The sequence below is a fragment of the Streptomyces sp. Qhu_M48 genome, assembly GCF_051305195.1.
Lineage (GTDB): Bacteria > Actinomycetota > Actinomycetes > Streptomycetales > Streptomycetaceae > Streptomyces.
The window spans coordinates 4,366,405-4,379,205 of sequence record NZ_CP195432.1 but is presented as its reverse complement, the minus strand read 5'-3'; the positions used below and the strand labels follow the sequence as shown (position 1 = coordinate 4,379,205).

9 protein-coding genes are annotated in these 12,801 nt (G+C 71.8%); 4 read left to right on the top strand and 5 right to left on the bottom strand.

Annotated features, from left to right (window positions below; all coding sequences use genetic code 11):
- The first annotated feature begins 146 nt into the window (after window positions 1-146).
- The 4 genes from ACRRSS_RS19905 (at window position 147) to ACRRSS_RS19890 (ending at window position 5,298) form a co-directional block, all read left to right on the top strand.
- Window positions 147-1,565 (top strand): extracellular solute-binding protein, encoded by a 1,419-nt coding sequence (locus ACRRSS_RS19905; protein WP_435972459.1) that lies wholly within the window; start codon window positions 147-149, stop codon window positions 1,563-1,565.
- A 101-nt stretch (window positions 1,566-1,666) separates the two neighbouring features.
- On the top strand, window positions 1,667-2,626 hold the full coding sequence (locus tag ACRRSS_RS19900) for a carbohydrate ABC transporter permease (protein ID WP_435972458.1): 960 nt from the start codon (window positions 1,667-1,669) through the stop codon (window positions 2,624-2,626).
- A gap of 16 nt (window positions 2,627-2,642) precedes the next feature.
- A complete protein-coding gene (locus ACRRSS_RS19895) occupies window positions 2,643-3,518 on the top strand; it encodes a carbohydrate ABC transporter permease (protein ID WP_435972457.1) in 876 nt (291 codons plus the stop codon).
- A 175-nt stretch (window positions 3,519-3,693) separates the two neighbouring features.
- Window positions 3,694-5,298 (top strand): glycoside hydrolase family 13 protein, encoded by a 1,605-nt coding sequence (locus ACRRSS_RS19890; RefSeq protein ID WP_435972456.1) that lies wholly within the window; start codon window positions 3,694-3,696, stop codon window positions 5,296-5,298.
- 256 nt (window positions 5,299-5,554) lie between these two features.
- Here the strand turns inward: ACRRSS_RS19890 and ACRRSS_RS19885 are convergent, their stop codons facing one another.
- The 5 genes from ACRRSS_RS19885 to ACRRSS_RS19865 all read right to left on the bottom strand — a co-directional run bounded on the left by ACRRSS_RS19885 (window position 5,555) and on the right by ACRRSS_RS19865 (window position 12,649).
- Window positions 5,555-7,738 (bottom strand): FUSC family protein, encoded by a 2,184-nt coding sequence (locus ACRRSS_RS19885; RefSeq protein WP_435972455.1) that lies wholly within the window; start codon window positions 7,736-7,738, stop codon window positions 5,555-5,557.
- 206 nt (window positions 7,739-7,944) lie between these two features.
- The gene (locus ACRRSS_RS19880; protein ID WP_435972454.1) at window positions 7,945-9,384 is read right to left on the bottom strand and encodes a cellulose binding domain-containing protein; all 1,440 of its coding nucleotides are present in this window, start codon (window positions 9,382-9,384) and stop codon (window positions 7,945-7,947) included.
- 47 nt (window positions 9,385-9,431) lie between these two features.
- The gene (locus ACRRSS_RS19875; RefSeq protein WP_435972453.1) at window positions 9,432-10,949 is read right to left on the bottom strand and encodes a beta-N-acetylhexosaminidase; all 1,518 of its coding nucleotides are present in this window, start codon (window positions 10,947-10,949) and stop codon (window positions 9,432-9,434) included.
- A 9-nt stretch (window positions 10,950-10,958) separates the two neighbouring features.
- Window positions 10,959-11,792 carry a carbohydrate ABC transporter permease gene (locus tag ACRRSS_RS19870; RefSeq protein WP_435972452.1) on the bottom strand — a complete coding sequence of 278 codons (834 nt, stop codon included), beginning with the start codon at window positions 11,790-11,792 and terminating at the stop codon, window positions 10,959-10,961.
- Window positions 11,789-12,649 carry a carbohydrate ABC transporter permease gene (locus tag ACRRSS_RS19865; protein ID WP_435975381.1) on the bottom strand — a complete coding sequence of 287 codons (861 nt, stop codon included), beginning with the start codon at window positions 12,647-12,649 and terminating at the stop codon, window positions 11,789-11,791. The genes ACRRSS_RS19870 and ACRRSS_RS19865 overlap by 4 nt, the downstream gene beginning before the upstream one ends.
- Between the last annotated feature and the right edge of the window lie 152 nt (window positions 12,650-12,801).

Sequence of the window (12,801 nt, the reverse complement as noted above, 5' to 3'; positions counted from 1 at the left end):
TCCCGTCATCTCCCGTCTCCTGTCAGGCAATTACGAAATCAGCGCGATATCTTGCGTTCACTTGTTGAGAGTGGTTGAGTGTGCCGCGCCCCACAACGCACAGGCGGTGGGGCGACCTCCACGTTCAGGCCCGAAGGGGACCACCCATGAGAAGAGCCCGGTTCCGCCGCACGCGCCGCGCCAGCGCGGTCACCCTCGTCTCCGCCCTCACACTGACCGCTCTCGCCGCCTGCGGCACGAGCAGCAGCGACAACAACGGCGCCGGCGGTTCCGAGGGCGGTGGGTCCTCCGACCCCACCGCGCCGCTGGACCCCAAGACCAAGGTGACGCTCACGATCGACTGCATGCCCCCGACGGCGAAGGCGGCCGAGCTCAAGGAGTGGAAGGAGGACGTGGCCGAGTTCAACAAGACGTACCCGAACGTCACCATCGAGGGCCGCTCCACACCCGGCCAGTGTCTGGAGCCGCCGCGGTTCACCGCGATGCTCAAGGCCAAGTCCCAGCCGGACGTGTTCTACACGTACTTCACCGACCTGCCCCAGGTCCTCTCCGAGGACGGCGCCGCGGACATCACCGCGTACGTCAACGACAAGAGCGTGCCGCTCCTGAAGGACATCGACCCCAACGTCCTCAACTCGCTCAAGCAGGACGGCAAGTTGTACGGGCTGCCGACCAGCAATTACACGATGGGTCTGCTGGTCAACCGCAAGCTCTTCAAGGACGCGGGTCTGGACCCGGACGCCCCGCCGCGCACCTGGGAGGAGGTCCGCGCCGCCGCGAAGAAGATCGCCGGGCTCGGGAACGGTGTCGCGGGCTTCGGTGAGTACAGCGCGGGCAACACCGGCGGCTGGCACTTCACCGCGCAGATGTACAGCGTCGGCGGTGATGTGGTGGACGCGTCGGGTACGAAGGCCGCGTTCAACAACGACCTGGGCAAGCAGGTGGCCAGGAACCTCCACGCGATGCGCTGGGAGGACGACTCCATGGGCAGGACGCAGCTGCTGAAGTGGGGTGACCTGCAGAAGCAGATAGCGACCGACAAGCTCGGGATGTTCCTCGCAGCCCCCGACGACATCGCGTACATGGTCCAGCAGCTCGGCGCGAAGTACGAGAACTTCGGCATGGGCCCCATCCCCGGCGGCAAGAACACGCTGGCCGGCGGCAACAACTACATGATCAAGAAGGGGATATCCGGCGACAAGATCAAGGCCGCGGTCGCCTGGCTCACCTACAAGAACCTCACTGTCGGCAAGGGCCAGTTCGACTGGGCCCGCACCAAGCGGGACGCTCTGCCCGTCGGCGTGCCGCAGCCCAACTTCTGGCTGAACGACTCCAAGGCCAAGGACGACGCCGCCCGGCTCGCCCACGCCACCATGCCGGTCGCGAACTTCAAGGCCTTCATGGACAGCCCCGTCGCGGGCAAGGCCGAGCCGCCGAAGGCGCAGGAGGTCTACAAGGTCCTCGACAACGTGATGTCGGGTCTCCTCACCAACAAGGACGCCGACATCGACAAGCTTCTCGCCACCGCCGAGACCCAGGTCAACCAGGTCCTCGCCAATCAGTGACGGGCCCCGGCGGGGGCGGACCGACCGGCCGCCCCCGCCGGCCCGACCGGACCCGGCCCTCACGGCACCACACCCCGGCAGACCAGCACCAAGGAGCGACGATGTCGGCCCCCAGCCTGACCCCGAGCAAGGCGGGATCCCCCCGCCCCTCCCCGCCGCGGGGGGCGGACCCCGCACCCCCAGGCGGCCGGTTCGCCAAGAACCTGCAGCGCAACCTCACCGCCCACGGATTCCTCATCGGCGCGGTCGTCTGCTTCGCGGTGTTCTCCTGGTACCCGATGGTCAGGGAGTTCTTCCTCGCCTTCCAGAAGACCGAGAGCGGCCACACCACCTGGGTCGGGTTCGACAACCTCGTCACCGTCGTCAACGACCCGGCCTTCTGGCAGGCCTGGCGGAACACGCTCCTGTTCACCGTGCTCGCCCTGGTCTTCGGCTTCGCGGTCCCCTTCGTCGTCGCCCTCGTCATCAACGAGTTCCACCACGGCCAGGGCTACCTCCGACTCCTCGTCTACCTGCCGGTCATGCTCCCCCCGGTCGCCTCGGTCCTCCTCTTCAAGTACCTGTACGACCCCGGCTACGGCCTCCTCAACGAACTGTTCCGGACCGTCGGCCTGCCCGAGCAGCAGTGGCTCCAGGACCCCGACCTCTCCATGCTCTCCGTCGTCATCGCCTCGACCTGGATGAACATGGGGGGCGCCGCCCTCATCTACCTGGCCGCCCTCCAGTCCATCCCCGGCGAGCTGTACGAGGCGGCCGAACTCGACGGCGCGGGAATCCTCCGCAAGATCTGGCACGTCACCATCCCGCAGACCCGCCTCATCCTCTCGCTGATGCTGCTCATGCAGGTCATCGCCACCATGCAGGTCTTCGTCGAACCGTTCCTGCTCACCGGCGGCGCGGGACCCGAGGGATCGACCACGACCGTCGTCTACCTCATCTACCAGTACGCCTTCAACTTCAACAACTACGGTGCCGCGGCGGCGCTCGGCCTGCTCCTGCTCGTACTCCTGGCCGGCTTCTCGGCGGCGTACGTGAAGCTCAGCCGCGCCGAGGACGAGTAGGACCGGGGAGACCACCATGTCCACACGCACACTCATCTCGCCGTCGCAGCTCGCCCGCCCGCGCGGCAAGGTCCTCTACTGGACCGTCTTCGCCGTGGTCGTCGGCGGCTTCACCCTGGCGTTCCTCGGCCCCCTGTACTGGCTCGTGTCCAGCGGCTTCAAGGACACCCAGGAAGTGATCCAGACACCCCCGACTCTGGTGCCGGGAACGTTCGAACCGGAGAACTACACCCGGGCGTGGGAGGTCATGGACCTCGCCACCCTGCTCTTCAACACCCTCTACTACGCGCTCGGCGCCCTCGCCTTCCAACTCGTCCTCGACGTGGCGGCCGCCTACTCGCTCTCCAAACTGCGCCCCGTCCTCGGCAAGGCGATCCTGGGCCTCATGCTTGCGACCCTGATGATCCCGGCGACCGTCCTCGTCGTACCCCAGTACCTCACCGTCCTGGACGTGCCCATCATCGAGCGCAACCTGCTCAACACACCCTGGGCGATCTGGCTCCCCTCCGTCACCAACGCCTTCAACATCTTCCTGCTCAAGCGCTTCTTCGACTCCATCCCCAAGGAGCTGCTCGACGCCGCGTCCATGGACGGGGCCTCCCCGGTACGGATCCTCTGGTCGATCGTGCTGCCCATCTCGCGCCCGATCCTGGGCGTCGTCTCCATCTTCGCCGTCGTGGGGGTCTGGAAGGACTTCCTCTGGCCGATGCTCACGCTCCCCGACCCCGCGATGCAGACGCTCAACGTCGGCATCTACTCGCTCTCCAACGGAGTGCCGGTGAACGTGCTCATCGCCGCGCTCACCATCGCCTCCGTGCCGACCCTCCTCATCTTCCTGGTCTTCCAGCGCAACATCATGAGCGGCCTCACCGCCGGCGGACTCAAGGGCTGACCGGCCGCACCCGGTCGACACCGGCCGGTCCTCCGACCGCGCTCCCGCCGGTCCCCGGGCCACCGCCCTCGCCCGCCACCGCACCCAGAAGCCTTCGTCGCCGGCCCGCCATCCCATGCCCCGCGGCATCCGGGCCGGCGACGAAGAACCCCGACCTGCCCGAAAGGACCCTCACGTGGCAGCCCCTCTCTCGCATCGCACCGACGACTGGTGGCGCGACGCCGTCATCTACCAGGTGTATCCGCGCAGTTTCGCCGACGGCGACGGCGACGGCACCGGGGACCTCGCGGGCGTCCGGGCGAGACTGCCCTACCTCGCCGAACTCGGCGTCGACGCCGTCTGGTTCACCCCCTGGTACCTCTCGCCGCTGGTGGACGGCGGCTACGACGTCGCCGACTACCGCACCATCGACCCCGCCTTCGGCACCCTCGCCGAGGCCGAGAAACTGATCGCCGAGGCCGGCGAACTCGGCATCCGTGTGATCGTCGACATCGTCCCCAACCACGTCTCCGACCAGCACGCCTGGTTCCGGGCCGCGCTCGCCGCCGGCCCCGGCAGCCCGGAACGCGAGCTGTTCCACTTCCGGCCCGGCCGCGGCGAGGACGGCGAACTCCCGCCCAACACCTGGCCCTCCCAGTTCTCCGGACGCACCTGGACCCGGGTGGACGACGGCGAGTGGTACCTCCACCTCTTCACCCCCGAACAGCCCGACCTCAACTGGGCCCACCCGGCCGTGCGCCAGGAGCACGAGGACGTGCTGCGCTTCTGGTTCGAACGAGGGGTCGCCGGCGTACGGATCGACTCGGCCGCGCTGCTCGCCAAGGACCCGGCGCTCGCCGACTTCGTCGAGGGCGTCGACCCCCACCCGTACATCGACCAGGACGAACTCCACGACATCTACCGGTCCTGGCGCGCGATAGCCGACACATACGGCGCCGTCTTCGTCGGAGAGGTCTGGCTCCCCGACTCCGAGCGCTTCGCCCGCTACCTGCGCCCGGACGAACTGCACACCGCCTTCAACTTCAACTTCCTCTCCTGCCCCTGGGACCCGGACCGGCTGCGCCGCACCATCGACGACACCCTCGCCGAACACGCCCCCGTCGGCGCCCCCGCCACCTGGGTCCTCTGCAACCACGACGTGACCCGCACCGCCACCCGCTACGGCCGCGAGGACACCGGCTTCGACTTCGCCAAGAAGCGCTTCGGCACCCCCACCGACCTGGAACTCGGCACCCGCCGGGCCCGCGCGGCGGCGCTCCTGACACTCGCCCTGCCGGGCTCGGTGTACCTGTACCAGGGCGAGGAACTCGGCCTGCCCGAGGCGGAGGTCCCGCTCGACCGGATCGAGGACCCCATGCACGCCCGCTCCGGCGGCACCGACCCCGGCCGCGACGGCTGCCGCGTCCCCCTGCCGTGGGAGGCTGGAGCGCCCTGGTACGGATTCGGCTCCCACACCGAACCCTGGCTGCCGCAGCCCGCCGACTGGGCCCGCTACGCCGTCGACCGCCAGCGGACCGACGCGGGGTCGATGCTGGCGCTCTACCGGGCGGCCCTGCTCCTGCGCCGGACGGCAGAGGGCTTCGGCGACGGCCCCCTGACGTGGCTGCCCGCCGCGGAGGGAGTACTCGCCTTCGCGCGGCCCGAGGGCCTGGTGTGCGTGGTCAACCTCTCCGCGAGCCCGGCCGCGCTCCCGCCGCACCAACGCCTGCTCCTGTCGAGCGGCCCCCTGGACGCCGACGGCCGCCTCCCCGAGGACACGGCGGTGTGGCTGCGCACCTGACGGGCGGCCGACGGGCCGACGAGCGCCCCCGGTGCCGACACCGGGAGCGCCTCGCCGCGAGCGTCGACTCCGCCCTGGCGCAGGCGCCGGGTGACATCGGGCGCCCAGAACACGCCGGTGTGCGTCCGCAGGGCCCCCTCCGGTCGGGCTCCGGTCATCGCTCTCGGTGGAACCGTCCCCGAGAAGGGGCTCCGGCGCGATGCCTGCCCGACCGGGCGTACGGACGGGGTCAGTTGACCGATCGGCCCCCTTCAGCTCACTCGCGGCCCCCACCCGGCACGTCGGACCCGCCGGTGATCCGCTCCAGGTCCGTGGTCAGCGAGTCCAGCCACTCCACGGTCGCGTAGTACGACCGCGGCGCACCGGGAGACTCGACGGCGAGGTCGTCGAAGGCCCGGGCGCGCAGCGCCATCGGCGTGCCGGGGGTGTCACCGCGCGGATCCAGCCGGGCGGAGACCAGGAGCATGCCGGCGGCCACCCGGTCGCCGATCAACGTGACCGCCACGGCCGACTCCCCGGGCAGCGGCGGAACGACCACCGGCTCGGGTGGCACGAGCAGCCGGTCCGCGCCCCAGAGCGTGTGGTGGCCCGAGATCAGCGCGGCCTGCCAGTCGTGCGGGTCGTCGGAGCCGGCCCTCTCCTTCGGCTCGCTCCGGTACTGGGCGTACGCCGTCTCCGCCATGATCAGCGCGTGCTGCAGCGACCGGTGGCCCGGCGCCGTGGGCACCGGAGCCCGCGACCCGCCCGTGGAGACCTGGGCGGTCGTGGCCACCACGGTCTCCGCGGCGATCCGGAGCATCCACGCCACCGATCTGCGCAGCTCGTCCTGGGCACCACGGGGCCAGGCCAGCAGCCCGAACGCCGCGCCGACCGCGCTGCCGGCGAGTACGTCGAGCAGCCGGAACTCGGCGAGTTGCCAGGTCGCGGGTGCCAACTGGGCGAAGACCAGGGCGACGAGCACCGTGAACAGCGCCTGCGCCCACCCCACCCCCTTCACCGGGCCCAGCGTGAAGGTGACCAGCATCAGCGGGGGCAGCGCCGCGGCGTACACCACGGTGTCCGTCCCGACCGCCGCGAGGAGCGCGGTCGCGACGAGCGCGCCGACGAGGGTGCCGGTGAGCGCCACCCGCACCGTGCCGCGTGTCTGGCGCACCGTCGTCCGGGTCAGGGTCAGCGTGGCGAGGAGCATCCAGAAGCCGTGCGGGAGCGTGTCGAGCCCGGCGATCGTCCGCGCCGCCGCGAGGGCCAGGCTGATGCGTACGGCGTTCTGGAAGAAGACCGACCGCTGTCCCGCGTGGCCCGTGAGCCGTCGCCACCACAGCTCGGGAGCCCGCATCCGCGCGTACCAGAACCGTCCCGGCGCCGCCGCGGCGGCCGCCCGGCCCCGTACCGCGAGCTCCGCCGCCGTGGACGTGGCGAGGGCGGCGTCGGCGACCTCCAGCATCGCCGCGTGGCGGCGCAGCGCGGCGGGCGGGGCGCCCTCCTCGGGCCCCTCGGCCAGGGCCCGGCGTGCCTCCCGCAGCCGGGCGCGCGCGTCCCCGGTGGCTTCCCGGCCCCCGGGGGACGCCGTCCCCTCCCGGCCCCGCAGGAGCGCCGCGGTCTCCCGGGAGGCGTCGGCCACCCCGTGCAGAACGGTCAGGTCGGCCCGGCCCGACGAGGGGTCGCCGGGCGGGGGCGGCAGCAGCGCCAGCCGCGCCAGCAGGGTGCGGACGGCCAGACCTGTGTGGGTCAGCGCCCGGTCCCGTACCCCCGCCCCCGCCGGTCGTTCCGCCTCGGGGACCTGGGAGGCGCGCAGCCCCGCGCCCAGCTCCCGGGCGGCCCGCAGTGTCGCGCCGGAGGGCGTGCAGGGGGCCGTGGCCAGCTCGTCGGCGCAGCGCGCCGCGCCGTCGGACGCGCGGGCGGCCAGCTCCCGGTAGGAGACGCCCACCGCGCGTTCGGGGAGCAGGAACGTCTCGGCGACGATCAGCAGCAGGAGCCCCGCCGTGGCTCCCATCAGGCGTTCGCCCAGGGAACCGGGATCGTAGGGCGGGAAGGAGGGCAGGATGTACATCAGGTGCAGCCCGGGGGCCGCTCCGGCCGGACGCGGCCCGCCCACCGCCATGAAGGCCAGCGCGAAGCCGATGACCAGCATGCCGAGGGCCGCGGTCCAGGTCCGTACGGAGAGGTAGGTGCCGATCGTGATCAGCACCCAGCAGACGGGCACCGCGCGGGACAGCACCACCGCCCGCTGCCGCCCGGTGCCAGGGATGTGCGACAGGCCCGCCAGCGCGATCGCCGCGAACAGCGCGTACGTGGCGGCGACCGTCGAGCCGAAGCCGTACAGGAACACGTAGAAGCCGACCGTCGCGGCGAGCGTGACCCGCACCGACCGCCGTACGGCCGCCGCGTAGACGGGCGGCAGCCGCACCTTCGGACGTCGGACTCGGGGAACGCCACCCATGCGACCAGCTTCCTCAGCCGGGGCGACCAGGTCGTCGGAGCGCCGTGCGGCGACATCTCGCCCGCCGCCCCGGCACCCCTTCCACTATCGGCCAGTGCGGTGAGCGGCGCCAACCACGGCCGGCGACGACGCACCGGTCCGCCACCCCCGGGGGGACGGCGGACCGGGTTGCCACGGGCCCGGGTCGAGCCGGACCGGTCCGGCTCCTACGTGGCCGGCACGGAGTCCTCGAAGGCCGTGCCCGCCGACCGGTACGCCCCGACCTTGGCCGCGACCTGGGCCGGGGTCAGGACCTGGTCCTTGACGTGCAGGACGTAGTCGACCTTCTGGTCGTAGGCGCGCGGTGTGGTCGACGTCTGGCCGGCGAGGTCGATCAGCCACTGGTTGAAGTTGATGGACATCGGGCGTTCGGGGAGGTAGCGGGCGTCGTGCCGGCCGAACTCCTGGCCGTCGACGTAGTAGACGATCGTGTTGTCGTCGATGGTCAGGACGAGGTCGTGCCAGCCGGCGTAGCTCGTCCGGACCTCGGAGTGCTGGTTGACGGCCTCCCAGGGGTCGGGGCGGTAGGTCTCCCACGACGTGGTGTAGAGGATGTTGGCGGGCTCGCCCCAACCGCCGTTGGGGAGGTACTCGAAGTCGTACTCGGCGTAGTCGTCGGCCATCGGCGCCTTGAGGTCGTTGATGGTGAAGAAGGTCTGGACGACACGGTCGCCGTCCGGGCCGGACACCGGCGCGTCGGAGAAGCGCACCCGCGCCGCGTACGTGCCGTTCCTGAACTTCGAGGCGCGCGTGAGGATCTCGGTGTGCCGCGTCGACTCGCCCGTTCCGGCGGTCGAGCTCCGCAGGTTCATGATCGAGTTCGTGCCCTCCTTGGCGAAGGTGACGTTCTCGGGCGCCCAGGTGGCGCCGGGCACCCCGGGGCCGCCGGAGTTGGAGCGCACGCTCCACCCGTGGGCGTTGATCGCCGGGTCCGTGTGTCCGGTGTAGGCGAAGTCGTCGAAGAGCGCGGCCCCGGCGGGCGGCGGGGTGGTCGGGCCGGTGGGGGTCGGCGTCGGTGTCGGCTCGTTCCCGGCGGGAGCGGTGCCCCAGACCGGTACCCCGCCCACGGTCGCCGTGACCTTGGACCAGTTGGCGTACGTCGTCTGGGCCGGTCCGAAGGAGTAGTCGTCGTTCTGGTTCAGCGGCTGCCAGTTGGAGCGGTGGAAACGCAGCTGCATGTCGCCGGTGTCCGCGCCGGGGGCCAGCGAACCGGCACCGGCGGTGAAGCCGATCTCCAGGTAGCGGTCGGCGGTCGCGGTGGGGCTGGCCAGGGTGCCGAACGTGCCGGTGAGGTTCGCGCAGCCCTTCACGGCCCAGGAGCAGGCGTAGGTGTACGAGGCTCCCGCGTCGGCCTTGAAGTAGTAGCGCACCTTGACCTGGCTCAGCGGCACGCTCGACGTGCCGGTGTTGACCACCTTGAGCCAGGGCTCGACCTGGTCGCCGCCGGTCGCGCTCTGCCGGTACTGGACGGTGACGGCCTCGCCGGCCGCCGCGGCCGGGAGGGCGGTGAGGGCGGTGGCGCCGAGCCCGGTCACCGCGGCGACGGCGAGCGCGGCGCGGATGCGCAGCCTCCTGTTGCCGGTGGGGGCCTTCTGGGGGTCGCTCATGGGGAATTCCTCTCCTTCGTTGGGGTGGAACGGGGGTGCGGGAGCGGTCACGGGGTGGGGGCGGGTACGTGAGTGAGGAGGGACGGGAGCGTGGGGGAGAGCCTGCGCGGCACCCCGAGGGCGTCGAGCCGCGTCCTGTGGTGGCGGAGCCGCTCCTGGAAACCGGGCCAGTCGTGACGGCCGGTCCACACGACCTCGGCGAGGGCGCAGAGCCTCGGAAAGGTCAGGTACTCGGCGTGCGCCGTGGTCGGCACGTACTCGGTCCACAGCTGCACCTGCGAGCCGAGGACCTGGGCGGCCTCCTCGGGGCTCCACTCCGCCGGCGCCGGGTCGTTGCCATGGACGGCGCGCAGGTCGACGACCTCGCCGGCCTGGCCGGGCGGCTCCGTGGGGCTGTGGGACTGGGGGTAGTCGAGGTACGTGGTGCGGTGCGGCGCCATGATGACGCGGTGCCCGCGGCGGACGGCGGTGCGGCCGTGGTCGGCGTCCCGCCAGGGCATGACGGTGAAGTACGGGGGGAGGTCGGCGCCGTTCTCGGTCCAGCTGAGCGGGCGGCGGCCGGCGTCGAGGAGATGGCGTCCGATCCGCTCCATGAACCAGCCGTGCAGGGCCGAGGGGCCCGCCAGCCCCTCCTCGGCGGCCCGTCGGCGGGCGGCGGGGGAGTCGTGCCACTCGGTGGTGGGGCACTCCTCACCGCCGATGTGGACGTACGAGGAGGGGAAGACGTCCATCACCTCGTCCAGAACCGTGCGGCAGAAGTCGAGGGCCCCGTCGTGGACGCCGAGGATCGTGTCGCAGACGCCCCACCGGTCCCAGACGTCATAGGTGCGGCCCGGGTGGTTGCCGAGCTCGGGGTAGGCGGCGAGAGCGGCGCGGACATGGCCCGGCATCTCGATCTCCGGCACGACGGTGACACCGCGCTCCGCCGCGTACGCCACCAGACCGGTGAGCTCCGCCCGGGTGTAGGCACCGCCGTGCGGCGCCCCTCCGACCTCGGTCAGCCGGGGCAGCGCGGCGACCGGCATGCGCCAGCCCTGGTCGTCGGTGAGGTGGAGGTGGAGGACGTTGAGCTTGTGGAGCGCCAGGAGGTCGACGTACCGCCGGAGGTAGGAGACGGGCCGGAAGCGGCGGGCGACGTCCAGCATGGAGCCGCGCCACGGGAAGCGGGGGGTGTCGGTGATCTGCGCACAGGGCACCGACCAGGCGACACCGGCGACGGGCTCGGCGTGGAGGGCCTCCACGGGCAGGAGCTGACGGAGGGTCTGGACTCCGGCGAGGAGCCCCTGGGGCCGCGCGGCCCGCAGGAGGATCCCTCCGGCGCCGACGGTGAGGCCGTACCCCTCCTCGCCGAGGCCGGTCAGCGCGCGGTCGAGGGCCAGGACGACCGAGCCGTCGGGGCGGGCGGGCAGCGGCAGGCCGGTGGCCGGCCCGAGCAGGGTGCGCAGCAGTCCGGCCGCGCCCTCGGCGCCCGGCGAGACCTTGAGCGCGGTCGTCGAGTCGAAGGTGAACCGGCCGGGCAGGAGCTTGAGTTGGGTGGGTTCGGGGACGAGGCGGGGGTGGGGCATCGCGGTGCGTTATCCCTTCACGGCTCCGCCGGTCATTCCGGCGGCGACCCGGCCCTGCAGGACCAGGAAGAGGACGAGGACGGGCAGGGCGAAGAGGGTGGAGGCGGCCATGGTGGCGCCCCAGTCGGTGCCGAAGACGTTGGAGAAGGACGAGAGCCAGACCGGCAGGGTGCGGTCGTCCTGGTTCTTGATGATGAGCATGTTGGCGAAGGCGAACTCGTTCCAGGCGGTGATGAACCCGAAGAGCGAGGTCGCGAGCAGCCCCGGCGCGAGCAGCGGGAGCGTCACACGGCGGAAGGCGGTGGCCCGGGTACAGCCGTCGACCTGCGCGGCCTCCTCCAGCTCGGCCGGGACGGCCGCCAGGAAGGACCGGAGGGTGACGATGGTGAAGGGCAGGGTGATCATGAAGTAGACGAGACTCAGGGTCGCCAGCCGGTCGAGCAGGTCGGCGTCCCGGGCGATCACGTACATCGGGATCAACAGCGCCTCCCAGGGCGCCACCTGGGCGATGAAGACCATGAGGATGAAGCCCCGCCTGCCGCGCCAGCGCATCCGGGCGACGGCGAACGCGGCGGCGAGCGCCACCACCAGGGCGAGCAGCACGCATCCGGCGGTCACCAGCAGGCTGTTGCGCCAGAAGATCCAGAAGCCGTCGGCGGCCACGGCGGCGCGGAAGTGGTCCAGGGTGACGGAGACGGGCAGGAACCGAGGGGTCTCGGACTGGATGTCACGGGCCGGCCGGAAGGCGGTCAGGACCATCCAGTACACCGGGAAGACGGCCAGGACGAAGACGAGCGCCGCCGCGGTGTTCAGGGGGAGTCGGCGCAGGGCGCGCGGTGTCACCGGTCGGCCTCCTGTCGGAGCATCTGGCGGAAGTAGGCGATCAGCACGGCCACGAGGAGCAGCACGGTGAGGGTGGAGACCGCCGCCCCGAGGTCGTAGCGGTGCAGCGACTGGGCCACCCGGTAGGCGTAGACCGGCAGCGTGGTCGTCGCCTCGCCGGGCCCGCCCTTGGTCACGGCCCAGATCTGGGCGAAGCAGCGGAAGACCCAGATGACCTCCAGGCAGAGGACGAGACCGAAGATCGGCCGCAGGAGGGGCAGCGTCACCGAGCGGAAGATCCGCCAGGCGCCGGCCCCGTCGAGGCGGGCCGACTCGTACAGCTCGGTCGGGACGGTCAGGAGCGCCGAGTGCAGCGTGATGGCCGCGAAGGGCACCGACTGCCAGACCACGAGCAGGACCAGGACGCTGAACGCGGCGGGCCCGTCCGCCAGCCACGAGTACCCCTCGAACGACTCGAGCCCGAGCCGGACGAGAACCCAGTTGACCACCCCCAGGCGGGAGGCGAAGAGCCACTGGAAGACGGTGGTGGTGGCGATGACCGGGCTCGCCCACGCGAGGACGAGCCCGCTCGTCACCAGCATCCGCATCCGCCGGCCGAGCCGCTGCGTCATCAGGGCGACCAGCGTGCCGATCACCATGATCAGCACGACGTTCACCAGGGTCCACCAGAGGGTGCGGCGGACGACCTCCCAGAACTCGGGGTCGGCCAGGACGGTCCGGTAGTTGGCGAACCCCACGAACCCGGCCTCCCCACGGATGAGTTCGCCCAGTCCGTACTCCTGGAAGGAGATGAGCAGATTGCGGGCGAAGGGGTAGCCGAGGAGGAGCACGCCGCCGAGGACGGTGGGCGCGACCAGGAGGTAGGGCCAGAGCGCGGCCCGGTCCGGCCGCCTCGGGCGCCGTGCCCCGCGGCCGCTCGGACGGCCGGTCCCGGGACCGGCCGACCCGGCGTCGGCCGCGTCGGTCGTACGGGCGCTCGGGGGATCGGTCGTACGGGCGAATCCGGGAC

Excerpts from the sequence above, each read along its gene's own strand:
- ACRRSS_RS19895 (WP_435972457.1), top strand. The coding sequence starts at position 2,643 with ATGTCCACACGCACACTCATCTCGCCGTCGCAGCTCGCCCGCCCGCGC.
- ACRRSS_RS19885 (WP_435972455.1), bottom strand. The coding sequence starts at position 7,738 with ATGGGTGGCGTTCCCCGAGTCCGACGTCCGAAGGTGCGGCTGCCGCCC.
- ACRRSS_RS19900 (WP_435972458.1), top strand. The coding sequence starts at position 1,667 with ATGTCGGCCCCCAGCCTGACCCCGAGCAAGGCGGGATCCCCCCGCCCC.
- ACRRSS_RS19880 (WP_435972454.1), bottom strand. The coding sequence starts at position 9,384 with ATGAGCGACCCCCAGAAGGCCCCCACCGGCAACAGGAGGCTGCGCATC.
- ACRRSS_RS19905 (WP_435972459.1), top strand. The coding sequence starts at position 147 with ATGAGAAGAGCCCGGTTCCGCCGCACGCGCCGCGCCAGCGCGGTCACC.
- ACRRSS_RS19875 (WP_435972453.1), bottom strand. The coding sequence starts at position 10,949 with ATGCCCCACCCCCGCCTCGTCCCCGAACCCACCCAACTCAAGCTCCTG.